The sequence below is a fragment of the Pseudoalteromonas sp. OANN1 genome, from assembly GCF_024124685.1.
In the GTDB taxonomy this organism is placed as follows: Bacteria; Pseudomonadota; Gammaproteobacteria; order Enterobacterales; family Alteromonadaceae; genus Pseudoalteromonas; species Pseudoalteromonas piscicida.
This window is the reverse complement of record NZ_JAMXSE010000014.1, coordinates 109819-134963: the sequence shown is the minus strand read 5'-3', so window position 1 is coordinate 134963 and position 25145 is coordinate 109819. Positions and strand designations below refer to the sequence as shown.

18 protein-coding genes are annotated in these 25145 nt (G+C 42.1%); 17 read left to right on the top strand and 1 reads right to left on the bottom strand.

The window, feature by feature from the left end; genetic code table 11:
* The 15 genes from NH462_RS13150 to NH462_RS13080 form a co-directional block, all read left to right on the top strand.
* Positions 1-2996 (top strand): amino acid adenylation domain-containing protein (locus tag NH462_RS13150; RefSeq protein ID WP_253105975.1); only part of this gene is annotated, 2996 nt, incomplete at its 5' end.
* A 107-nt stretch (positions 2997-3103) separates the two neighbouring features.
* Positions 3104-4243, top strand: coding sequence for an efflux RND transporter periplasmic adaptor subunit (locus NH462_RS13145; RefSeq protein ID WP_019647553.1), 1140 nt, complete (start codon positions 3104-3106; stop codon positions 4241-4243).
* 10 nt (positions 4244-4253) lie between these two features.
* The gene (locus NH462_RS13140) at positions 4254-7385 is read left to right on the top strand and encodes an efflux RND transporter permease subunit (protein ID WP_010377612.1); all 3132 of its coding nucleotides are present in this window, start codon (positions 4254-4256) and stop codon (positions 7383-7385) included.
* Between the two features lie 253 nt (positions 7386-7638).
* The gene (glmU, locus tag NH462_RS13135) at positions 7639-9000 is read left to right on the top strand and encodes a bifunctional UDP-N-acetylglucosamine diphosphorylase/glucosamine-1-phosphate N-acetyltransferase GlmU (protein ID WP_010377613.1); all 1362 of its coding nucleotides are present in this window, start codon (positions 7639-7641) and stop codon (positions 8998-9000) included.
* A 149-nt stretch (positions 9001-9149) separates the two neighbouring features.
* Entirely contained in the window at positions 9150-10394 is a 1245-nt protein-coding gene (locus tag NH462_RS13130; RefSeq protein ID WP_253105973.1) for an HlyD family efflux transporter periplasmic adaptor subunit, read from the top strand.
* A gap of 17 nt (positions 10395-10411) precedes the next feature.
* The gene (locus NH462_RS13125) at positions 10412-12550 is read left to right on the top strand and encodes a peptidase domain-containing ABC transporter (protein ID WP_253105971.1); all 2139 of its coding nucleotides are present in this window, start codon (positions 10412-10414) and stop codon (positions 12548-12550) included.
* A gap of 165 nt (positions 12551-12715) precedes the next feature.
* The gene (locus NH462_RS13120) at positions 12716-13906 is read left to right on the top strand and encodes a hypothetical protein (RefSeq protein ID WP_253105969.1); all 1191 of its coding nucleotides are present in this window, start codon (positions 12716-12718) and stop codon (positions 13904-13906) included.
* A gap of 13 nt (positions 13907-13919) precedes the next feature.
* A complete protein-coding gene (locus NH462_RS13115) occupies positions 13920-14975 on the top strand; it encodes a histidine kinase (protein WP_253105966.1) in 1056 nt (351 codons plus the stop codon).
* Positions 14944-15732, top strand: a complete 789-nt coding sequence (locus tag NH462_RS13110) for a LytTR family DNA-binding domain-containing protein (protein WP_253105964.1) — start codon at positions 14944-14946, stop codon at positions 15730-15732. The genes NH462_RS13115 and NH462_RS13110 overlap by 32 nt, the downstream gene beginning before the upstream one ends.
* Positions 15733-15994: 262 nt before the next feature.
* Positions 15995-16579, top strand: coding sequence for a hypothetical protein (locus NH462_RS13105; RefSeq protein WP_253105962.1), 585 nt, complete (start codon positions 15995-15997; stop codon positions 16577-16579).
* A gap of 16 nt (positions 16580-16595) precedes the next feature.
* Positions 16596-17291: an ABC transporter ATP-binding protein gene (locus NH462_RS13100; RefSeq protein WP_253105959.1), complete on the top strand. Its 696-nt coding sequence runs from the start codon at positions 16596-16598 to the stop codon at positions 17289-17291.
* Entirely contained in the window at positions 17291-18508 is a 1218-nt protein-coding gene (locus tag NH462_RS13095; RefSeq protein ID WP_253105957.1) for an FtsX-like permease family protein, read from the top strand. Before NH462_RS13100 ends, NH462_RS13095 begins: the two co-directional genes overlap by 1 nt.
* Entirely contained in the window at positions 18501-19262 is a 762-nt protein-coding gene (locus NH462_RS13090; RefSeq protein WP_253105955.1) for an outer membrane lipoprotein-sorting protein, read from the top strand. The genes NH462_RS13095 and NH462_RS13090 overlap by 8 nt, the downstream gene beginning before the upstream one ends.
* Before the next feature lie 9 nt (positions 19263-19271).
* The gene (locus NH462_RS13085; protein WP_253105953.1) at positions 19272-19772 is read left to right on the top strand and encodes a hypothetical protein; all 501 of its coding nucleotides are present in this window, start codon (positions 19272-19274) and stop codon (positions 19770-19772) included.
* A 102-nt stretch (positions 19773-19874) separates the two neighbouring features.
* Positions 19875-20309, top strand: coding sequence for an ATP-binding cassette domain-containing protein (locus NH462_RS13080; RefSeq protein WP_366033800.1), 435 nt, complete (start codon positions 19875-19877; stop codon positions 20307-20309).
* Between the two features lie 49 nt (positions 20310-20358).
* Here NH462_RS13080 and NH462_RS13075 read toward each other — a convergent pair whose 3' ends face one another.
* Entirely contained in the window at positions 20359-20547 is a 189-nt protein-coding gene (locus tag NH462_RS13075) for a hypothetical protein (protein WP_010377619.1), read from the bottom strand.
* A gap of 236 nt (positions 20548-20783) precedes the next feature.
* Between NH462_RS13075 and NH462_RS13070 the strand changes: the two genes are divergently transcribed.
* Positions 20784-21989, top strand: a complete 1206-nt coding sequence (locus NH462_RS13070) for a lanthionine synthetase C family protein (protein WP_253105951.1) — start codon at positions 20784-20786, stop codon at positions 21987-21989.
* Between the two features lie 8 nt (positions 21990-21997).
* Complete coding sequence (locus NH462_RS13065) at positions 21998-25126, top strand: lantibiotic dehydratase (protein ID WP_253105948.1); 3129 nt, start codon at positions 21998-22000, stop codon at positions 25124-25126.
* Positions 25127-25145 lie beyond the last annotated feature (19 nt).

Here is a 25145-nt window from a genome sequence, read left to right as displayed (position 1 = left end):
ATTTGGCGAGTTATTTTAAGCATATCAGGCAAGTGCATATAGATGCGCAAGCGAATCAAGATGTGCCGTTTGAGCAATTGGTAGATAGGTTAAAGGTATCAAGAAGTACAGCGCATAGCCCACTGTTTCAGATAATGTTGACGACGAATAGTGACTATGGTGTGCAGCAGGGGGAGCGCGCGGTTAGTTTACCGGGTGTAGAGATAAGCGCTTATGGTAGTGATACGATACAGGCGAAATTTGATTTAGAAGTTGACCTTAGCATGAGTGATGCGGGGGTAGGGTTAAGTTGGACGTATGATGTAAGCCTATTCAGTGAAGAGTCGATTAAGCGGCTGAACGACCACTTATGTCGTTTGCTGACAGCGCTAAGTGAGGAGCATGTTGGAGATATCGCACCGCATGATTTGAAGATGCTATCGGCGGCGGAAGAGCGTTATTTAATAGAGGGATTGAATGATACGGCGCAGGCTTATCCGAAAGATAAGTGTATCCATGAGCTATTTGAGGAGCAGGCGGCTTTAGAGCCAGAGCGAGTAGCGGTCGTGTTTGGTGATAGAAGCCTGAGTTATGGAGAGTTGAATGCCAGAGCAAACCAAGTTGCGCACTATTTAAGGGCGGAGCACCATATAAAGCCAGATAGTTTGGTGGGGCTATGTGTGGAGCGCTCACTAGAGATGGTAGTGGGTATATTGGGGATATTAAAAGCAGGAGGCGCGTATGTGCCGCTAGATCCGAGCTATCCTCAATCGCGACTGGATTATATGTTAGAAGATGCGGCGTTAGAGGTGGTGTTAGCACAAGGCGCGGGTGTCGATGTATTAGCGGCGTTTGCGGGGCATGTGGTGGCATTGGATGATGCGGCATTATTTGCGGCGCAAAGCCAAGAGAACATAGAGAAGCAAGAGAGTGGATTAGAAGCAACGAGTTTAGCCTATGTCATTTATACCTCTGGTTCGACTGGGCAGCCAAAAGGAGTGATGATTGCTCATAAAGCTCTGAGTAATTATCAGTTGCATATTCAACATGCATATGGAGTGACTGCAGCAGATCGAATTTTACAATTTTCCAATATTTGCTTTGATATTTTCGTTGAAGAATTTTTCGGTGCATTATGTCATGGTGCACAGTTGATACTGAGTACATCTGCTTGCAGGCAAGGGTTAGCTGAGTTTGTTGAGTATTGTGAGCATCATGGTGTAACCGTCGTAAGTTTACCGACCGCGTTCTGGGCGCAAGTTGTTAGTGACAATCAAAAGTTTGTCAGCACAACTATGCGTTTGGTAATTGTCGGTGGAGAGGCACTCACCGTTGCTACCGTGAGAGAACACTATAGCCGATTTTCTGAACAAGTTACGCTCATGAATACTTACGGACCAACAGAATCAACTATTACGGCTACGACTTATGCAACCACTTTGGCGGATGCTGAAGCGCAAAGTGTGACAATTGGTAAAGCTAATATCAATAATCAACTACTCATTTTAGATAATAATAAACGTTTAGTACCTTACGGCTGTCCCGGTGAGCTGTATATCGGCGGGGATGGCTTGGCTCGAGGATATCTAAATCGTCCGGAGCTTACCGCTGAGCGTTTTATTGATAATCCGTATTACCAACAAAATGATCCAAATAGCACTGCACGATTATATCGCACTGGAGATCTGGTCTGCTTTACTGAAAATGGAGATATCGCCTTTATGGGTCGTGCGGACGATCAAGTTAAGATTCGCGGTTTTAGAATAGAGCTTGGGGAAGTTGAGGCGCAATTAGCGCAGCAACCTGAAGTTGACTCTGCTTTGGTACGAGCAATTCATATTGCAGGCAGTTTACAGTTGGTGGCATATATTAAGCCGCTAGTAGCTAAAGGAAGTGATGAACACTATGACTTTGTCCGCTACTTAAAAGCTGAATTAAAGGAAAAGCTACCAGAATATATGATGCCAAGTGTGATTATGGTTGTCGAAGAGTGGCCGCTTACACCTAATGGAAAGGTAGATAAACGAGCGTTACCTAGTGTTGATGTGGATGTGTTAATTGGAGATTACATTGCACCCCAAACTAAAATAGAGCAGGAAATCGTTCATATTTGGTCAGAGCTGTTAGGGATAGAAGCAAATAAAATCAGTCGTAATGCAAACTTCTTCGAACTTGGCGGGCATTCGTTGCTAACGGTTAAGCTAGCTACAGAAATCAATAGGCGATGTAACACCAAGATATCGCTAGATAGATTTTTCAGTGCGGTAACTGTGGAGGCAATGGCGAAACTGTGTGAGGGATATGATACGGCAAAGTCATATCAAGTTATCAAACCAATTTCACCACTTCATGGCGATAAAGATGAGCTATTTATGATCCCAGGTGTTGCCAGCACAGAGAATGATTTTGCTTGGCTTGCAGCGCAATTATCGGCGCATGGTTATCGTGTTTACGCTTGTCCTCATAAGGGATTACTAGACGGGGCACCACCTTATGAGTCTGTAGAAGAGAACGTAACAGCAATCACAAATGGCATTATACACAAATCTAAGCATTCTCAAGGGGTCAGGCTGATTGGGCACTCATTTGGTGGGCTTTTAGCGTTGGAAACAGCTAATAAACTGAGCGAACAAGGAGTTAAAGTAGAATTAATTTTAATCGATAGTTACTTTGAGCAGCACCGACAACAAAAAAGGCATACCACTATAGATGGTGGGGAAATAAGTAGTGATAAACCCTTGCCCACAGGAATTGATAGTTTATTGATGCGTCAGTTAGAAACCTTGGAGCAACGACAAAGCCAGTGGTTACGAGATTATATACCATCAGTCCACTCAGCTGTCACAGTCAAATACGTGTATGCAACTCAATCTAATTTTTGCATAGAGTCGTACCATCGCTACTTTGAAAAGCAACATGATAAAGCTGTCGAATATACAAGTATAAACGCTGGGCATATGGATATATTGAAGTCTGACGATTTGGTTAAGTTAATGCTCGAACAATATCTAGATTAGCAGTTGGTGAGCAGTCAAAGTGGGTGGATAACTACCCACTTCAATCTATAAACCCTCTATATAAGCCGTCTGAAGTGATGGTGAGAACAAACAAAAGTTGGTCTATTATGAAGATAAAACATATTCAACCGATTGCTTTACCTGCAATGATTCTATCGCTATCTGCAGTCGTGCTATTTGTCATGAGCGCTCTCAGTGCAGCAGATGAAGAATCGACACTGAAAGTGAAAGTAAATCATATCTCGACAATACCCATTGAACAAAAAAACCATACGGTCCGTTTTAAGCTGTACGGAGAGCTTCGGCCGAGCGAAATTACGAGCTTATCTACTCGAGTAGCCGGAAATATTGAGTCTTGGTCAAAAGAACTCGTAAAAGGCGGTGTGGTTAAAAAAGGGACGGAGCTGTATAAAATAGAAGATAGTCAATATCAAGCTGAGCTTAAAAATGCAGAAGCTGAGTTGCTCAACGCTAAAGCTAAACTCGAGCAAGAGTTGGGAATGGGAAAGGTAGCTCAAATAGAATTAGAGCGGATCCAATCAGACCAAGAAAATAGTCTGTTCTTGAGAAAACCACAAATTAAAAGTGCTTATGCAGCAGTGAGATCTGCAGAAGCAAGATTATCATCTGCTCAGAAGAATTTAGAGTATACATCAGGTGTTGCACCATTCGACGCGTTAGTCGTTGAGAAGTCAATCGGCACGGGACAGTTTGTAAATCAAGGTACGAGTGTAGCGATATTATATAATATTGAAAGTGCTGAAGTGGAGTTACCTATCGCGCGATTTGATAGCCCATATTTGCCGGAGAACCTTTTAGCAACCGAGGTGGTGGTGAGGTTACCAGGCTCAGATCAGGTAGCTAGAGGTAAATTAATTCGAAGAATTCAGCTGGTTGATACACAAACCAGAGCTTACAAAGTTGTCGCGCAAGTGACAGGGCTGCTAGATAGGCGCAGTAGTAATTCATTTTTACAATTTGGTGACTTTGTCGAAGTGGAGTTTTCTGGGCGTACGCTTGAGCAAGTATATAAAGTGCCAGAAGAACTAATTGAAAATAACCGTATTTGGGTCGCGAACAAAGGTTCGCTCGTATTACGAGAGGTGACCACTTTGCGAAATGAAAATGGTTTTGCAATAGTTAGTAGCGGTATTCAGACAGATGATAAGATAGTCAGTGCATTGCCGGATTACCCCTATACAGGAATGCCTGTTGAAATTGTTGCTGCAAATCTAGCAAAGCTGTGAGGTTATTGTGATGAACAAAGAAAGCTTTAACCACGGCATCATCAATTTTTTTATTAATAATCCTGTAGCTGCAAACTTGTTGATGGTATTTGTCATCATTATAGGTGCAGTTTCTTATCAATCTATAAACAAGCAAATATTCCCCAACATTCAGATTGATACGATAGAAATTAATGTTACTCAGTTTGGCTCCTCTGCAAAAGAACTCGAAGAGAATGTGATAAGTAAAATAGAGTACAGCTTAGTTAGTCTGCCAGATATAAAGCGTATGCGCTCCTGGTCCAATGACAATTCAGGTAGGATTGTGCTTGAAATACTGAAAAATGCGGACCCTGCCAGTGTGTTAGACAAAGTGAAACTTGCAGTCGACGCAACACCAGGCTTTCCCGCTGACTTAGAGCCAATTATCATTAAACTGCGTGAAAACTTACAACCGGTTATCCGCTTGGCTCTCATACAAGACAATGAGGTATCCTCCTTAAGACATTATGCACTTCAAGTACAAAATGAGCTTTTAAATTTAAATAATGTTTCAATAGTGAGTAATAACTTACCAAAAGGGGAAGTCGCGATAGAGGTTAACCCTGTTGCACTGCAGATGTACAAATTGACGATTGAAGATGTCCGGTTAGCATTGCAAAAATACTCAAATAATATGAGTGTGGGAGCCGTGAGGAGTGAAGCTGGTACCATCCCTCTTCGTGTTGAAAATCAGGCATATGATGAAGGAGCATTTGCCAATATCCCGATTAAAACTTTTGAGTCTGGCTTACAAATAAAGCTTGAAGATATAGCCAGTGTCCGAGATGGGGTTATTGAAGGTGTGCATTTATTTTCTTTTTCGGCAAAGCCTGCTGTTGCTTTTGAAGTGATGGCTGCGGAATATCAAGATGCTGTTGCCGTTGCTGACTCGGTGCAACAATATGTGGCGTATAAAAATCAGTATTTACCAAAGGACTTAAAACTTGAGGTGATTATTGACGGTACTGCGTATTTAGATCAGCGCTTGGCGATGATGGAAGAAAATCTGGTCCAAGGTGCTATTCTAGTTATGTTAGTCTTATCTTTGTTCCTAAGCATGAGACTAGCATTTTGGGTGGTTGTGGGCTTGCCGGTGTGTTTTCTTGGTGCAATACTGATAATGCCATTGTTTGGTGTCACTATAAACTTGGTGTCATTATTTGCCTTCATTATGGTGTTAGGATTGATTGTTGATGACGCTATCGTAGTTGGCGAGAGTGTACATGAACAAATAGAGACAATGGGAAATAATAAGCGAGCAGTTGCTCAAGGCGTAAAGAAAGTCGCTAAGCCTGCGGTTTTTGGCGTATTAACGACCATAGCGGTATTTTTTCCTTTCATCTTTAGTGACGGCTCACAAAGTGAGTTATTCAAAGGGGTTTCGATTATCGTAATCTTTTGTCTGCTATTCAGCATTGTTGAGTCTAAGTTGATTCTACCTGCCCATTTAGCCAGCATGCCCTCAAAACAGACTTCTCAAAGTGGATTTAAATATAAGTTGAATCAAGCAATCAGTGGGTTTAGTCAGGGATGGTTGACTGATCGAGTTGTCTGGAGCATACGACATAAATGGAGCGTGCTATTATTATTTGTTGTTATTTTCGTACTTTCTCTTGCCTTGATAGTATTAGGCCACGTTAAGTCTATACCTGATCCTATGGTCCCAATTGATCAACCAGAGATTACACTTGAACTTAACGATAATGCCTCTGCGTTGGTGGTTAAACAAGCGGCACAAGCCTTTGAAAAAATGCTGAAAGAAGAAGAACAAAAAACAGTCTCCTTGTTTGGCAAGGGAATGATCAAAGATATTTTGATTGAAAGCGTTGGAGAAACTAGCCTGAAGTTTACTGTTATTCTCGTCGATGAAAACCATAGACCTTATGATACGTTTGCGCTATCTCAGCGCTGGAGAGAGAATATTCCTGATATTGTGGCACTTAAAGCAGTTAGAATTAAAGATGATGTATTAGGCCAGCATAATTTATATGGGGACTTTGGTTATTTCTTTTTTAGTGATGATATTGATGAACTAAATGCAGCCGCAAAACTATTTGCAGCGGAGTTAAAGCAACAAAAAGGATTATATGAAGTTGGCTCTACGATATCCGTCGGGCGAAAAGAGCTATTAATGGAATTAAAGCCATTAGCTCATCAGTTAAATCTAACGCTTGCTGATGTAGCTCTGCAGTTACAGCAAACTCATTATGGCGCAGAGGCTGATAGGTTTAGTCGTTTAGGAGAAGAGATTAGAGTGATGCTTAGGTATCCTCAAGCTAGTCGCACGAGTATCAGCGAGTTACAGTATGTTCGTATTAGACTGAGTTCTGGAGAAGAAGTATTCTTAGGAGATGTGGTTAACTTTAAAGAGACCCAAGCAGTAACAACAATTCGTCGCGAGGCTGGTAAGCGCAGTCTATATGTTTTTGCTTCTATAGATCATCAAGAAGTGAATGCCACAAAAGTTATCAAGCATGTGAATAAGGAAATAATTCCTAAAGTGAGGGCGCAATACCCTTCGATAACCACTGATTTAGGCGGAAAAATAAAGGAAGTCAGCAACGAGAAAGACCAAATGTTGATTTTCACTGTAGCCTCTTTGCTCGCAGTCTATATTCTATTGGCAATACCGTTAAAAAGTTATATTCAGCCGCTGCTGATAATGTCGGTTATCCCATTTTGTGTTGTTGGTGCGATATGGGGACATTGGATTTTTTCGGAGGATTTTAGCTTAGTTTCAAATTTTGGTCTAATCGCGGCGGCGGGTGTTGTTGTCAATGATAGTCTTATACTTGTTGACAGGATTAACGAAAAAGTGCGAAGTAACATTGAGATCATCGAAAGTGCAACACAGGCTGTTCATGAAAGGTTTAGAGCTATCATATTAACTTCATTGACAACGTTTTTTGGGTTGTTACCAATAATGTTTGAAACCAGTGTTCAGGCGAAGTTTGTATCTCCCATGGCAATATCTCTTGGTTTTGCTGTGCTGGTTTCAACAGTAGTGACACTCTTCTTAATTCCAATCCTGTATGTAGTCGGTTATCGCTTGAAACAAAAAGTACGTATGTTTGGTGCAACAAAAGATAATTTGAAAGATCAGCAGGTCCTAGGTAGTTAGGGGTAAGTTTGGTCATGGACACAACTCGATATAAGGTTCTAATGAGCCTTATATCATTTTTTATTTCTACTTTTTTGACCCTTACTTTTCCAAACAAACCCCGCTACAATATTGCGCAATTTGTACTTAGTAAGTGCTTGTTGTCTGCTAAAGCCATTTCAGTATTACGGTGCACAATGAAGTGACCGGATTAAAGACAAGAGTATTGAACTGTACGTATGTTTTTTGACACAAGAAAAAGGATCCTGTGTTCATGCCGTTAAATACAATTATTCTAGCTGCGGGTAAAGGCACTCGCATGCGCTCTAAGTTACCAAAGGTCCTTCATCCTATCGCAGGAAAACCCATGGTACAGCATGTCATCGACAATGCGGTGTCGTTAGGCGCGCAGTCTACCAATTTAGTTTTTGGTCATGGTGCGCAGCAGCTACAAGCCGCGTTATCACATAATGAAGTGAACTGGGTGCATCAAGCTGAGCAGTTGGGTACTGGTCATGCTGTCGCGGTAGCAAAGGAGCATATTGGTGATGACGATAAAGTACTGATCCTCTATGGTGATGTGCCTCTCACAAAGCTGAGCACGCTGCAGCGTTTGCTGGATGTGACGCCTGATAACGGCCTTGCTGTACTCACTGTTGATTTAGTAAACCCGACAGGTTACGGCCGTATGCTGCGAGAAAATGGCAAATTGGTTGGTATTGTTGAACAAAAAGATGCGTCTGCGGAGCAACTTGCTATTACTGAGATCAATACAGGCATAATGGCGGCTAACGGTGGATTATTGAAAAAGTGGCTTGGACAGTTATCGAACAATAACGCACAAGGTGAATATTACCTCACTGATATCGTGGCGATGGCGCACAGCGAAGGGGTAGAAATTACTTCTGCACAACCTGATGATGAGATGGAAGTAGAAGGTGCCAATAACCGGGTACAACTTGCTGCTTTAGAGCGCGCTTATCAAACTTGGCAAGCTGAAACCTTGATGATTAATGGTGCTAGTTTAGCGGATCCTGCTCGCATTGATGTGCGTGGACTTGTAACAACTGGTGAAGATGTTCAGATTGATGTTAACGTGATATTTGAAGGCCATGTTGAAATTGGCGATGATGTCGTCATTGGTCCAAACTGTGTACTTAAAAACTGTAAAATCGGTAATGGCGTTGTGATTAAAGCTAATACGCTTATCGAAGATGCGCTGGTCGCTGATAAGTGCACTTTAGGTCCATTTGCTCGCTTGCGTCCTGGCGCGATAATGGAAGAAGATTCTCATATTGGTAACTTTGTCGAGATGAAGAAATCTCGTTTGGGTAAAGGTTCAAAAGCTAATCACTTGACCTACCTTGGAGATGCTGAAATTGGGGAAAAGGTGAATATTGGTGCCGGAACCATTACGTGTAACTATGACGGTGTGAATAAGTCTAAAACTATTATCGGTGATAATGCCTTTATTGGCTCTAATTCATCACTAGTTGCACCAGTTGAAATTGGTAGTACGGCAACGATTGGCGCAGGTTCAGTGATTACCTCAAGCGTGAAAGATGAGCAATTGGCAGTCGCGCGAGGAAAACAGCGTAACTTGGATGGCTGGCAGCGACCAATTAAAAAGTCTTAAGAATTATTATTATAGGGACAGCTTTAAGTTCCTCTAGACACCAATAAGGCAAGCATGACTTGCCTTATTTCATTCCTTTCTGTTACCACCCATGGTACATTGTATTTTCAATAAAAAAATATTAACAATAATATTACCCGATAAGTGCTATGGAAAATTTATTTCGCCGTGAGGTGTTAGAGCATAAACAGCACCGCTTAGAGGGCACAATTAGCTTAATCCAACCGCCCGTATTTAAGACTCTGGGATTACTCATTTTAACGGTTGTGATTTTAAGCATCGTGTTTCTATCAAGTGGTAGCTATACCAGAAAGGAAAGAGTATCTGGCGTTATTGAACCCAGTGGTGGACTGCTGCGTGTTGCTGCAATGCAACAGGGGGTGGTGTCTGAGGTATTGGTCAAAGAGGGTGAACAAGTCGCTGCTGGGCAACCTTTGCTGCGAATTGCATCTGCAAAACATAGCACCGAAGCCACTGAGTTGAATCAAGCATTGCTGAATCAATATCGCTTTCAGCAAAAGAACTTACTACAGCAGATAGAGCAACTGCGTGGACAGTACCAGCTTGATATTGAAGAGCTACAGCAACAAGAAACGACCGCAAAAGAAAAGTTAAAAGAACTTGAGAGCCAAGCAAGTACGTTCCAAGAGCGGCTACTACTTAATCAAGATTTAGTATCGCAAATTGCGACCTTAAAAGGCACTGGTTATATTTCTGAACTTGAGCTACAACGTCAAAAAGACACTTTGCTTTCACTCAAGCAACAAGCGTCTTCAATCCGTTCAGAGCGTATTGCGCTTGAGTCACAGCTGAAAAATATTAAAAATCAGTTGGCGAAACTGCCGATTGAGCATCAAAGCAGAATTTCTCAGCTGCAATCGCAGCAAGCAGATCTACTGATACAAATCTCGTCCATTGAGCAGGAGCGGCTTGGTGAAGTTCGCGCAGCTCAGTCAGGGGTAGTTACGGGATTGCTCGCTAAACTTGGCAAAAATGTTTCCATGGGTCAGCATTTACTGACCTTGATCCCCGAACACAGTGACATGCAGGCAATCGTTTATATACCTACATCAGCGTTTGGCTTTATCAAAGAAGGGCAAGAGACTAAGCTACGCTATCACGCGTTTCCCTACGAAAAATTTGGCATTTACAAAGGAAAGATTGTAGAGCTCAGTAATAGTGTGATCTTGCCTGAGGAAACCAACATGCCAGGTATAATTCAAGAGCCTGCGTACCGTGTTGTTGTTGCGTTGGATGAACAAGCAGTAAAAGCATATGGTAAAGATACAGTCTTGCGTGCAGGTATGACGCTTGATGCGGATATTGTGGTAGAAGAACGCTCTTTATTGCGTTGGCTGTTTGACCCAGTGTTTAGCATCAAAGGCCAGTTATAAGAAGTAAAAGGGTTGATATGGAAATGGAACATGAAGGCGCAGCCAATAAGTTAGAGTTTTGGTCGCGGAAATCTTTACCAGTGATCATCCAATCAGAAGCGGCAGAGTGTGGCCTCGCGAGTCTTGCTATGGTTGCTGGATATCACGGCTATCGCACTGATTTAACTCGCTTAAGGCAGCGTTTTAGTATTTCAATCGAAGGCTGTACGCTGCTCGACATTATGCACTTTGCTGAAAAGCTCCATTTAACTTCAAGGCCTCTGCGAATTGAGCTTGAAGATCTAGATGCGCTGCAAACACCGGCAATTTTACATTGGGACATGAACCATTTTGTGGTGCTTAAGAAGGCCAACGAAAAGCGCATTGTGATCCATGACCCCGCTGGTGGCGAAAAAACCTTTACGATGGAAGAAGCCTCCAAGCATTTTACTGGCGTGGCTTTGGAGTTAACGCCAACCAAAGACTTCGAAAAGAAAGAGCAAAAAGCGAGTCTTAGATTTTCCGATTTTTGGAGCCGTATTACGGGCTTAAAACGCTCGTTGTTACTTATTTTTATGCTTTCCATTTTGCTGCAAGTATTTACGCTAGCAGCACCCTATTATATTCAGCTGGTTATAGATGATGTCATACTCACTGGTGACACCTCACTCTTGACGGTGCTGGCGATTGGGTTCTTTTTAGTACTGCTTTTTGAAATCGCCACCAATGCACTGCGTGGCTTTACCTTGCTGCACTTTGGTAATCAGATGAATATTCAATTGGGGGCGAACCTATTTCACCACTTAGTGCGCTTACCCATCGCCTATTTTGAGAAGCGCCATATGGGGGATGTTGTTTCTCGCTTCGGCTCTCTTCAGCAAGTAAAGCAGCTCCTTACAACTGGGGTCATTGAGGCGATTATTGATGGCTTAATGGCGATTATTACCTTAGCGATGATCTTCTTTTATAGTCCTATGCTATCCGCTGTGGTGTTGGTGGCTGTGATCACTTACGCGATTATCAGAATGGCCATGTATAAGCCATTTCGCAATATCAGTGAGCAAGAAATCATGGCGCGCGCGGAAGAAAATTCCAACTTTATGGAAACGGTACGCGGGATCCAAACAATTAAATTATTTGGCTCAGAGGTGAAGCGAGAAGGACAGTGGCAAAATCGCTATGCGAGTGCGATTAACCACAATATCCGCTTGGGCAATTTTAAAATTGGCTATGACGCGATTAACCGGGCGCTATTTGGTATCGAAAATATCATTGTGGTTTATTTGGCGGCGCACTTGGTGATTGCTGGTGGATTTAGTACCGGTATGCTGTTTGCTTTTATGTCTTACAAGCGTCAGTTTATGGATAAGACCGCAAATCTTATAGAAAAGCTCATTGAGTTTAAAATGTTAGGCCTCCACTTTGACCGTATCGCTGATATTGCTTTAACGGACAAAGAAGAGTTACAACCAGATCAATATCGCAAACTGAATATCGAAGGCAAAATTGAAGTAAAAAATCTGTCGTTCGCATATTCAGACGCAACACCAAATGTCATTGACAAGTTAAACTTAACAATCAATGCGGGCGAGTCAGTAGCAATCACAGGGCCTTCTGGTTGCGGTAAGTCGACGTTACTTAAGTTAATGCTGGGGCTAAATAAACCATCCAGCGGTGACATTTTGGTGGATGATATATCTCTTAACCAAATTGGCGCAAGACAGTATCGTCAGCAGATAGCTGCGGTGATGCAAGACGATGAGCTCCTATCCGGTACTGTGGCTGATAATATCGCCTTTTTTGATTCACCAATCAATATGGAAAAAGTGGTGCATTGTGCTCAGTTAGCAGCTATCCATGATGATATTAGCGATATGCCAATGGGGTATGACAGCTTGATTGGTGATATGGGGTCAAGCTTATCTGGTGGTCAGAAGCAGCGGATCATCTTGGCGCGTGCTCTATATAAAGATCCGAAAATACTGTTTATGGATGAAGCAACGAGTCACCTTGATACTGGGCTGGAAGAGGATATCAATGAAGCTGTATCTCGGTTGAAAATTACTCGCGTGATCATTGCGCATCGGAAAGAAACCATTGCCTCGGCTGACAGAGAAATTAAGCTCAAAAAGCCAGAAAAGATGGATCCGGAAATGGAAACGTCTGCGTCGGAATAGGCCGTGAGAGCAAGTAGGTACCAAGCTTGCTCCCGTTTTCTGAAGCTTAGTGTTCTTCAACCGTTTATCACGCTAGTTCACCATTTATCTGAACATTCTTCCGTTTGTCGTTTGGTCTCCAGTTGATGGCAGCAAGCTGTATGCTACTCACATCTGGAGGGCATAATGCAAAAACGAATCAACCACTATTTATTATCAGCCATTCTCACCTTGTTAAGTTACCCAGCGAATGCAACGGTTGAGTTTGATACAACTTGGCGCATGAACATACAAGATCTTAGTGCTAGTAGCGGTCGAATCTTTAATGAAAAAGACACGACTTCTTGGTTTACTGCTCTCGATGTTAGTTCAGAGTTTAATGGGATTAGAGTTGCAGCCACTGCAAACTGGATGAAAATAGCTGGGGGGTCTGAACTCAATGTAGAAGTTTCTGAGGCTTACTACGATTTTACGTTAGGTGATTGGTTTGCGTCAGTCGGCAAGAAAAAATTGGATTGGGATGTTGGTTATGGCTTTCGACCACTAGATATGTTTTCTCCTACTGATTCTATTGCGGTTTATACTGCTGTGCCACCTGGTGCGTGGATGGCGGTGGGAGATTATTTCACCGAAACTGGTAGCGTAAGCCTAGTGTGTAACGAAACTACCCCAGATTATCTAGAAAAAGGAGTAAAAGTGGCAGCAAGCTTAGGTTGTGGCGGTCGCTATTATCGATACTTCGAGAATTTTGAAGCTCAGACCGTTGTGCATTATGACGAAAAGTTAGGCGTGAGAGTTGGCGGTAGTGCTGTTACTGTTATTGGGGATAGCATGGAAATTCATGGCTCATTGCTTTGGCAGCAAAGGCACAGGATGCCGGTTTTTGACCCGGACACATTGCAATCAGACAGCTTTATTCCTTCAGTTCAAACACAATGGCAGCGTGGTAGTCTTCAAGCCCTGATGGGTATTAATTACAGCTTTCGTTTTGGGATGACGCTAATTGCTGAGTATTGGTACGATGGACGCTCACCGAGTAATACGCAGTGGCGAAACGTGATCGCGGCTGCAGATGGTAATTTAGAAAGTCATCAATTACAGGTAATGCGAGGGCATTTTGCAACCCAAAATTTGTTCAGGAATAATCTGCTGCTTCACCTGAGAACAACATCATCGACAGCGTGGCAGCCTACGTTGACTTGGCTTGTAAACCCTAATGATAACAGCATGTTGATTGATGGGAAGTTATGCTATAGTGGCTTCAAAAATAGCCCACTATGTGGTGGTATTAGGCAGTATGTGGGTGGTACTGAAGCCATTTATGAGCAGCTTAGCTTTGACAAAACATGGTACTTTTCTACGGAACTAAAATTTTAATATGGGTCAGACAGTGGACTCACCATTTAGTGGTGATAATTGGAAGAAAAATGTTCAGTTGGCATTTATATGTACACTAATCGGAATTGCGATTTACGCAATAGGGTGGGCTAAGTACTCGGTAATCTCGGTGCTGATATCACTTGGGGTTGGTTTTACAATCCGATTATCACGATTTTGGTTGGCTACAAATTACTCTAACATGAAGTTGGCTACACAATATGCAGTCGCACTGATTTTATCATTTTTAGTTTGGGGCCTAACACCTATTCTATTAAGTGTACTAAAGAGCTCTGGTGGTTATGTTGATGACCTGCAGCAGTACTTAGGGATTTTTGTTGTTGGTGGTTTCATTATGGTTGTGGTTAGTTTTATTTACTATCGCAGTGAACAAACCGCGCAATTAAGACGCGCTCTATATCAGTTTGAACTCGATCAAGTACAAAAAGATAAGCTATTACTAGAAACCCAGCTTAGATTACTTCAATCTCAGATAGAACCGCATTTTCTTTTTAACACACTTGCGAATATCCAAGCGTTGATTGTGGTTGACGCGAAGCAGGCGAGCAAAATGCTTTCAGCATTAACGTCTTTGTTGAGGCAGAGCCTTGATCGGACTCGTACACAGTGGCTGACACTTGGGCATGAGCTCAGGTTTAATAAAGCTTACTTGGCCATACAAAAAATTAGACTAGGCGAACGTCTCCATATTGAGTACGATGTCACTGATAAAATCACAGATGACATTTTGTTTCCGCCGATGTTGTTACAACCAATCATGGAAAATGCAGTAACACACGGTATAGAGCAGATTAAATCAGGTGGTATGCTGAAGCTAATAATAAAGCGTGCCGAGCAGAATGTGATTATTATCGTGTCGAACGATTGCAATATCGGGGGCAGTAAAAGAAAGGGCACGAATATCGGCCTGAAAAATGTGCAACAACGAATGGAACAGCTTTACGGGGACCAAGCAAAACTGGTTTATGACGATAGCCAAGCGGGACAGGTTTGCGTAACTTTGGAGGTACCTATTAATGTCTCAACTCATAAAAGCAGTGATCGCTGACGATGAGCCGATTTTAAGAGCTCATTTGAAAATGATGCTGGAAGAAGCGTGGCCAGATCTGAATATTGTCGGTCAAGCTGCGGATGGTGAAGAAGCATTAACACTTGTTGGTGCTTTTTCACCTCAAGTTGTGTTTTTGGACATTAACATGCCTGGCATAGATGGATTAGAGGTCTCGCGGCAACTGTGTGAACAGGTACAGCCACCGTATGTCGTTTTTATTACGGCTTATGATGAGCACGCGGTGGTGGCTTTTGAAAACCAAGCCATTGATTATCTGTTAAAGCCCATCGAAGAGTCTCGTTTAGAACGGACTGTCGAGCGTCTACAAAAACTATTAAGTCAACAATCTCCCGACTTAAATCAAAAAGCTCAGCTCAGTGAGATTTTTGAAGAGTTGCTTGAATCCACTCAGTCAGCCGCGATAGGTAGCTACCTAAAATGGATCAAGGCCAACAAAAATAATGAACTCCATGTTGTTAATACCTCGGATATTGAGTATTTCATTGCTGATAATAAATACACAGAAGTTCACACTGCAACAGACACTTATTTGATCAAAACAGCAATTACAGCGCTGGAAAATGCGCTAAATCCAGAAATTTTTTGGCGTATTCATCGAAATTGTATTGTTAAAGTTGAAAATATTCAAAAAGTTACTAAAGATGAACTCGGTCATGTTTACGTAGATTTGAAAGATAGCAGCGAAAGGTTGGCAGTCAGCCGAAAGTATCAATCGCTTTTTAAGCAGATGTAATATCCCTTCAGATGCTGAGAACCAAGATTTTTAGCATCTCGTATCTACACATGCACTCCACTAATGGAGCTATGTATAAAAACAACAAGTTAACTCATTCCTTATTCATACCTTAGGTTAATTCAGCGCTCAAACCTCGTATCACTTTATCTTTGATATTTACCACTTATCCCACTTAAGCGCAGGTTATCACCTCATTTACTGCTAAAGGCTTCCTTTCCTTATGATGCTCATATCAACAGAAGAACGAAGGGTAATAGTGATGACAAGCAAATCAATCATAACAATCGCAATAACAGCAATGGGCTTCTTAAGCTTAAACGTCGAAGCCGAAAATATCATACCTGAGCAGGTAATCGACGCCTACCAAGCGGGGCTACAAGGCTCGCAAGAACAAAATCAATTCGCTTTTAATGCACTGAAAGAAATTAACGAAAAAGCACCAAATCCAGTTGTTCTAGCAATGTTAGGTAGTACAGAGACAACACAAGCTCGTTATACCAATAAACCATGGCAGAAAATGCAATATGCTGAAAAGGGGATGGCGAAATTGTCCAAAGCAATCAAGCAGGCTAAGTCTTTACCTTATTCATTGCAGGCACGAGTCAATGTAACTGCTGGTTGTACTTTTGCTCAGGTTCCAAAAATGATGAATCGCGCAGAGCATGGAAGTTACTTGCTGAACAAAGTAATTAGTGAAAGTGAGCAGTTTAAACAGTTAGAGCCGGCTTTACAGGTTAGTGCGTACCGTTGTGCAGCAGCAGCTGCTGAGAAATTGGATGATGCTGAGCAAGCAAAATCGATGGCGGAGCTGGCTCAAAAGCTCCAGTTAGCTAGCACCAGATAACAACGAGGACGCTTCTATGCTTCGTTTTGAAAACATTCGAAAATCTTATATGACAGGTGACGTAACTGTCGATGCACTTAAGGGGGTTTCTGCGCATATTCACGCCGGCGAAACCGTTTCTTTGTGCGGCCCATCTGGTAGTGGCAAATCTACACTACTCAATATCTGTGGATTACTTGATGAGCAGTATCAAGGAGATATATGGATTAATGACCAGCCTGTACCGAAGAAAAAAAGCTTACTAACACAGATTCGAAGAGAAAAGCTGGGGTTCATATTTCAACGCTACAACTTAATTCCTGTGATGTCAGTGTTCGAGAACATTGAATATCCGCTGTTGATGTTAAATCTTAATAAACAGCAAAGAATGGATAAGGTTGTTGAAATTGTCCATAAAGTTGGCTTGAAAGATCATATATCTAAACGTCCAGATCAGTTATCTGGAGGTCAGCAGCAACGTGTCGCGATAGCCAGAGCATTAGTAAAAAAACCAGAATTAGTGATCGCAGACGAGCCCACCGCAAATTTGGATACGTCTACAGCGAACATGGTAATGGATTTAATGCGTGATCTAGGTAATGACATGGGCACAACTTTTATTGTCGCCACTCATGATCATCGTATGACAGATCGCTGCCACCGAGTGCTAAACCTTGCGGATGGCCACATAACCGAGCAGTTACAACAAGTAGATAACAGGAGAGCAGGATAATGCGTTGGGTAGTATTTGCTTTTTTTAACGTACTGAGAAACGGACGACGTTCACTGTTCACAATTTTGGTTGCTGCGGTAGCGGTGGCCGCGATTTTAACGACCAGTGGATTTGCGCTGTTTACCTATCAATCATTGGCTGAGAAAGCTGCAAGGGATGAAGGTAATTTCATAATCAGCCATAAAAAACTGCTAGAGCAAGAAGAAGATATGCCCTTACAGTACGGGTTGTCAGACACTGAATTACTGCAAAATCAACTATTAGAAGATGAGGGGGTAAAAAATGTTCTTCCTCGGATCAACTTTAACGGCCTGATTTCAAATGGTGAAAAAAGCTCTATTTTCATTGGTTTGGGAGTGGAACCAGAAGAGTTTATGGTTAAAGGGCCATTCTTAACCATGGTATCTGGTCAAGCATTGTCGAGTTTTAGTGAGCCAGAAGCTGAGTCGCAAATTGTGCTGGGTAAGGACTTGGCTCGCAGTTTAAAAGTGGCTGTGGGTGACTATATCACATTAATGTCAACCACCACAGATGGCGCGTTAAATGCCTTTGATTTTCAAGTTCGAGGGATTTACACCACGGGAGTACCGGATTTAGATAAACGCCAGCTATACATCAAGCTTAGTGATGCTCAATCCTTACTCCACACAGATAAAGTTAGTTCGCTTTCTGTTTACTTATTTGATTTGGATAGTACCCAAAACACCGTTGCGCAATACGAATCAAGAGATCCCTCTTTGGTCTTTGTCCCTTGGTGGGAAAGAGCATTTTACTATCAATCAGTTAAAGATTTATATAACCGGATCTTTGGCCTATTGGGTGGAATTATGGTGTTACTGGTGTTCTTTTCTATCTCAAACACAATGGCGATGACGGTGACTGAGCGCACTAGGGAAATCGGGACGGTAGCAGCAATGGGATCTTACCAATGGGAGATCATCAGAAACTTCATTCTTGAGTCCAGCATCATTGGCTTTTTAGGTGCCGCGATCGGCATTGCAATCTCGGCCTTTGTAGCTTGGGGTCTCGTTTATCTTGGGTTAGAAATGCCACCACCACCAGGCAGTAACCAAGGGTATCCACTGACCATTACGTTTTCATGGGAAATAGCATTGAGTGTAATGGCAATAATGATTTTAGTTTGTGTACTGGCAGCATTCAAAGCGGCATATAAGGGTAGCGCAAAACCAATAACGGAGGCATTAAGCCATGTTTAATAAACTCAGCAAAATTTTACTATCTACAGCGGTGGTGGCGGTCGCTTCGTTTAGTGTCTGTGCTTCGCAGCTGACCGAAGCTGATGCACAATCCGCCCTGTTACAAGTTGATGCTTTTAGAAGTGAGTCAGCGTCAGTGAAGGTATCAGCCACTGTAAAAGCTTTTGATGAAGATATTCTTAAGCATACAAAACAATATGATGTGTATTCATCATCATCGAAGCGCTCTTTGGTTGTGTTTAAATCTGACTCTGAAAAGGGGCAAAGGGTACTGATGAAAGGCAGTGATTATTGGATGTTTATGCCTAAAAGTCGCCGTCCAATTCGAATTACTCCGATGCAGAAGTTGCTGGGTGAGGCATCGTTAGGTGATATTGCAACGCTGAGTTGGAGTGAAGATTATCAAGTTAAAAGCGTGGCACATGCAGAAGGCGTTATAAAGCTTGAACTACAAGCTAATTCACCCAAGCTAAGCTATCAAAATATTCAGCTAGAAATCGATCAAAACGATTATTTCCCAAAAAAAGCAGCGCTTTATTTGCGCTCAGGTAAACATGCTAAAACAGCCTTTTTTGAACGCGGTATTCGCGATAACAAAGTCAAAGTTGTGGCAATGACTTTACAAGACAAAATGCAAAAAGGACAAAAAACCGTTATAGCTTATGATGAAGTACAACAGATTGAAGTACCAGACAAATTATTTAATCCACAGATACTGATCCGTAGCGATTTAGACCTGTTACTTACCGAATAGGAGCAAGGTGTGGAGCTGTCATTAAAGAAAAACCAAATTGATATATGGCAGACATCTGTCAGCCTATTTCAAAGTAACAATGCGATTGACGAGTTAACAGGATTGCTGACTGACGAGGATACTGCTCACATTGAACTGATACGGAGACTTGCTGAAAAGCAAATAAAGATTGTGTCGAGAGCCTTTTTACGCGCTGTGCTAGCTAAGTATACTGGACAGTCTCCTAAGTCAATTCAATTTGCAAGAGGGTTACATGGTAAACCCAAATTGGCAAATGCAGATATGCAGTTTGAATTTAACCTTTCTCATAGCGATGACTTATTGGTCTGTGCCGTGAGTCTAGATCAACCTGTTGGAATTGATGTCGAGCGGATCAGGTACAAGCGAAACCTAAAGCATCTAGGCAAGTCGGTATTTTCGCCTTCTGAGCAATGTGAGTTTGAACAGTTATCGGAGCAGTATCAAGAGTCATATTTTTTCACTGCTGATTTAGATTGTTCTGAAAAATAAAATGCAACATATTAGTTAGTTTTTGCAGGGAAACCTGTCGATTTTTCACGCGGTGAGTAGTCAGAAAACAGATTTAAAGACATTTGTGGAGTAGCCAAATTGGTGCAAGACGATGAGTTTTTATCCGGTACTGTGGCTGATAATATCGCCTTATTTGATTCACCAATCAATATGGAAAAAGTGGTGCATTGTGCTCAGTTAGCAGCTATCCATGATGATGTTAGCGATATGCTAATGGGCTATGACAGCCTGATTGGTGACATGGGGTTGAGCTTATCTGGAGGACAGAAACAGCGGATCATCCTAGCTCGCACTCTGTATAAAGATCCGAAAATACTGTTTATGGATGAAGCAACGAGTCACCTTGATACTGGGCTGGAAGAAGATATTAATGATGCAGTCTCTCGGTTGAAGATAACACGTATTAGCATCGCGCACCGAAATGAAACCATTGCCTCGGCTGACAGAGAAATTAAGCTCAAAAAGCCGCAACATCATGAGGATGAAGAGCAGGCTTCTGTATCCGAACAAAAATAAACAAGCCGAGCTACATGCTCGATTTGTTTATTTTTGCACTCATAGAGCGTTATGGGATCTGGCAAGTGTGCTCACGGCAAGAATGATTGCGACCCGTCCAGCAATCTCCGAAGCGATCAGTGAGTAAATAGTCAGCTTGCATACGACCACCAGCGATTTGTGGTGTCATATTAGCTGGAATAGATTTACTATCGTTGGAAAGTGCTTTGATGCATTTTTTGTTTAGTGCTAGTTTCATTCGTTTTTCCTTACTAACTTGCGGTTAATAAAAGTCCTTTCTTTCAATCCTTTTTGTACACGCTTTTTTAGCGTGTACAAAAAAGCTAGTACTCAAAAAATTAAATGTCAACAAATCACATAGTTTGTTTTGTTTTTATGTTTTGTGTGTATCAAAGTTTGAGTTTGGCTGAGCAAAAGGTTAACTTACCTGTAGTAAAAACAAAATTTATAAATAGAGTTGAAACAAGGATAAGTATGCTAAAGGCGTTAGATTTAGAAAAAAAAGAACAAATCCTGACTATAGTGGAAAAACTAGCCAAGCAGGTTGAATCAAATCTTGAAGCCGTGAACAGTAACGGTTTGCTTAGTGGTTTAGCTGGGCACTTATTGTTTTTATTTCGAGCTGCAAACTTTAATGATGCTTGGGTCGATGAGGAGAAATTTCATCAGGCGCTAGATAAGCTCCAAAATGAATTGGCAGAGCAAACCCCTGAACTGAGTTCAGGGCTAGCTGGGCAAGCTTGGGTGCTTGAGTATTTTAACCAGTATGACGACGAAGAGTATGATCCTGAGCTGCTGGAGGAGATAGATAACTTCTTTGACACTGCACTCGACTTTTCTCCTTGGACAGGAGAAATTGAAATGGTGTTAGGCCTTGCCGGATATTCTCCTTATATCTCACGTCGTGCAAAAAAGACTCAACAAAGTACTTTATTTGATCGTCTTGTTACGGGGTATGAGTCGGTTGCGGTAGAACTAGATGATCAGCAGGTTGCTTGGTCTCAGCCTAAGCAATCGGTATACCGATTCGATAAAGAAGATACAGAAAGTCACGAATTTAATTTAGGTCTGGCACATGGTGTCCCAGGCATTATCGCGGCTCTTATTCCTGCGCTTCAGGACGAAAAAGTAAAGCTGCGAGCGCAAAAACTGGTTGTTGCGGGTTGTGATTGGCTACTTGAACAGCAGAGTCATGCAGCTGATAGGCTCGCTTGTTTTGGCTCATGTGCAGGAGACGAACACCACTCTCGGTTAGGTTGGTGCTATGGCGACTTAACGATTGCGTTAACACTTGCAAGAGCTGGGCATGCGTTGGATAAATCGAGTTATGTTGAACAAGCATTAAATATTGCTTTGTTCAACGTCGACAGAGATGCAAAACAGGGTCATATCAACGACGCTGGACTTTGCCATGGTTTTTTTGGGTTAGTAACTGTGTATCAGTTGCTTAATAAGGTTATGCCTCACCCTAAGCTACAACAAGCGGCTTTAACCTGGCTTGATTATGGCCTAAGTCAGTATCAAGAACATGGGCTTAAAGCACTCTATTCATACAATGGCCTTGATAAGGTTCATCAAGAGGATTGCAGCTTTCTGATGGGCTTTGCTGGTATCGGTTTAGCACTTCTAGGTGTGCTAGATGACAATCTTGATTGGACAGACTGCCTACTAATGAGTTAAGGAATATTATGTCAGCCAAAATAACAATAAGCTCCTTTTTTGTAATAAGGACTCCAAAGCTGCCAATTGAGACCTTGTTCAATCAACAAGATAGTAATGCGATGTTAAGTGCCTGGCTTGCTACGCCAGGAGTAATAGAAGCGCTCTACGTTGCAAGCCCATCACTGCTTGAGCGGCTGGAGCAATGGCGTGAAAAGCCAGACTCTAAGCAAGGCAAAAAAGTGGCATTGGCGCTTTTAAGATACCTAATTCGAATGTCTTCTCGGCCTACGCCGTTCGGTCTATTTTCTGGTATTCATACTGGTAAAGTAGGTTCAGAAACTCGTCTGGTTAGTGATAGCGCAGAAAATGATTCGCGTAAAACTCGATTAGATATGTTTCTGTTGTCTGCAATTCGCTCTCATTTAGCAGAAACTGAAGCAAAATCAGATAATTTGTCTTATTTACCTAATCCATCTCATTACTTTATAGCAGATCAGTGCCGCTACATTGAAACTTACCTCTCTGATGACACCATGCAGTATCGCCTGAGTGCCGTTGATAGTGATGAGTACTTCATCACTATGCTGGAGCTGGCGAAACAGAAGCTAAGTTTTTCTCAGCTCATTGAGCAATTTTGTCTGCGCTATAGCGAAGCAGAATATGAGGAAGTTAGTGCATACCTTGAAGAACTCATTAGTGAAGGGGTATTAATTCCCGATATTCCGCTACCACTTACAGGTGAAAGCCCCGACATTGCGTTGATTAAAGCGTTGAAAAACGTTGCGCCTGTAGAAGTTTACGCCAAGTTGGAGCAAGCGATCCATGATCTTGCGGTGATAGATAAAGCGGGAGAGGCAAAGCCTGAGCAATACCAAGCCATTTTTAAATACCTTTCTGAGCTACCGGTTAAGGTTCAAGAAAACAAGCTTTTCCAATCAGATACCTACCGCACTTTTTTACATTGTGAGATGTCACAGCAAGAAGTTGCAAGGGTGAATAAACAACTGCAATTGATTGCGAGCTTAAATCGCAGCGCTAAGCATAACCCACTTGAAAACTTTATTAATAAGTTCAACACGCGGTTTGAAGGTCAATTTGTACCTTTGGATATGGTGTTGGATGATGAGTCGGGTATTAGTGTCTCCACTGAAACTGGCTATGATGCCCCGCTAGTAGGTGGTTTACAGTTGGGTCGAGCGAGTCGCGGACAAGCTAGCGCCCCTGAATATACCGAACTGGATCGCATTATTGAGCAGGCTGTGACATTGCCAAGTAATTTAGGCAAAAGCTGTGTGGTCCTGACCAGTAGCGAATTGAAGCAAAAAGTTAAGGATAAAGTAGAGCTTAACTTGCCACGTTCAATGGCAGTGATGTTGAGTTTATTTGAGGACGAAAAGTCTAATCCTGTGTTCAAGTTCAATGGCTGTTATGGACCGTCGGCAGCTAATCTTTTGGGTCGTTTTTGCCACCTTGATGAAACATTAAAAGAATCGGTTATTCATCATTTAGAGCAAGAACATAGTCACAGTGAAGAGGTTATCTTCGCAGAAATTGTACATATGCCAGAGGGAAGGCCTGGTAACGTGATTGCGAGGCCACATTTGCGGCAGTACGAAATCGTTTTTATGGCAGACAGTTCACTAGACCTTGAATACCAGATCCCACTAAGTGATCTGTATGTTTGGGTCGAAAGCCAGCAGGTAAAACTCTGGAGTAAGCGACTCAATAAACGCATTATTCCGCGTTTGTCGAGTGCTCATAACTTCTCTGCAAGAAGTTTAAGCGCGTATAAATTCCTTTGTATGTTGCAGCATCAAGAAAGTGAAACACCCAAGTTCTCATTGCCTTCGAGTCTAAGTAGAGCAACTTATGTACCTCGCATTATGCTAGATAACCTGATCTTGAATGAGAAGACATGGCGTATTGAACGTAAGGAGTTAGAGGGGTTGCTAGTTAATCAGCGTGTTCAAGCTAATAAACTTGAACAGCTGAAAGAAAAGTACTTATTGGACGAATGGGTGTGCTTTGCTGCAGGAGATAATATTCTCACCCTGAACTTAAGCCAAAGTGCGATGCTTGAAATTTTATTGATGGAAACCAAAGGTAGAAAAACAGTTGAGCTTAATGAAGTATTGAACTCTCAATTCTCATCTCGGGTAATGGATGCAAAAGGGCAACATTATGCTAATGAAATCATTGTCCCTTTACTTAATGAAAATGCGACTCCTCATACGCACTTTGCAGAAAAGCCACTAGAAAATATTACCGCTACACCAATCTCTCGGCGTTTCAGTGCGGGTTCCGAGTGGCTTAGTTTAAAAATATATTCAGGTAATACCATTGTTGAGCAGCTACTTTATGAGCAGTTATTGCCGCTTATTGAGGAAAATAGTGAATTGTTTGATAAGTGGTTCTTTATTCGCTATGGCGATCCGGATTGGCATCTACGCTTACGCTTCCAAGGCAAGCCAGCAGTGCTTTGTGGAGAGTTATTGCCAAAACTCAATCAGCTATTGTCACCTATGATAGAGAGCTCTCAGCTGCATAAAGTTGAATTAATGACTTATGAGCGAGAAGTAGAGCGCTACGGCGGTCCGCAATCGATGACTTTGATCGAAAGCTTGTTTATGTTTGACAGTGAGCTAATTGCGAAAAGTTGTCAACTAGTTGAAGCGTTCGGTGAAGATGTCCGTTGGCGTATCGCATTGGCTTGTACTAACCGTTTGCTGACGCTATTTGATTATGATGCGGAACAAAAGCTATCACTGATCTCTTCATTACGCGCGGGGTTTGGTAAAGAATTCAATGAGAGTAGCGCGCTTAGAAAGCAGCTCGGTAATCGTTATCGCGATCACCAAACGCAGCTCGATGATGACTTTACGAAGCTTAATATTGCGAGCCTAGCGCAATGTGATGAGACGCAACAAGCGATGTTGGCGCTTTTAGAGGCGTGGCAGAAGCAGGCAGAGCCAGTGGTGAAGGAAATTTTGACACTAGAAAAGTCAGGTTCACTTAATTTGAGTATACAATCATTACTCGGCTCTCTTTTGCATATGCATAACAACCGTATGTTTAAAGCTTATGGTCGAGAACAGGAATTTGTTATTCATGATATGTTGAGACGAAAGTACTTCTCTGAATCTAAAGTTTCTTAGATAATGAAAAGGTTGGCTT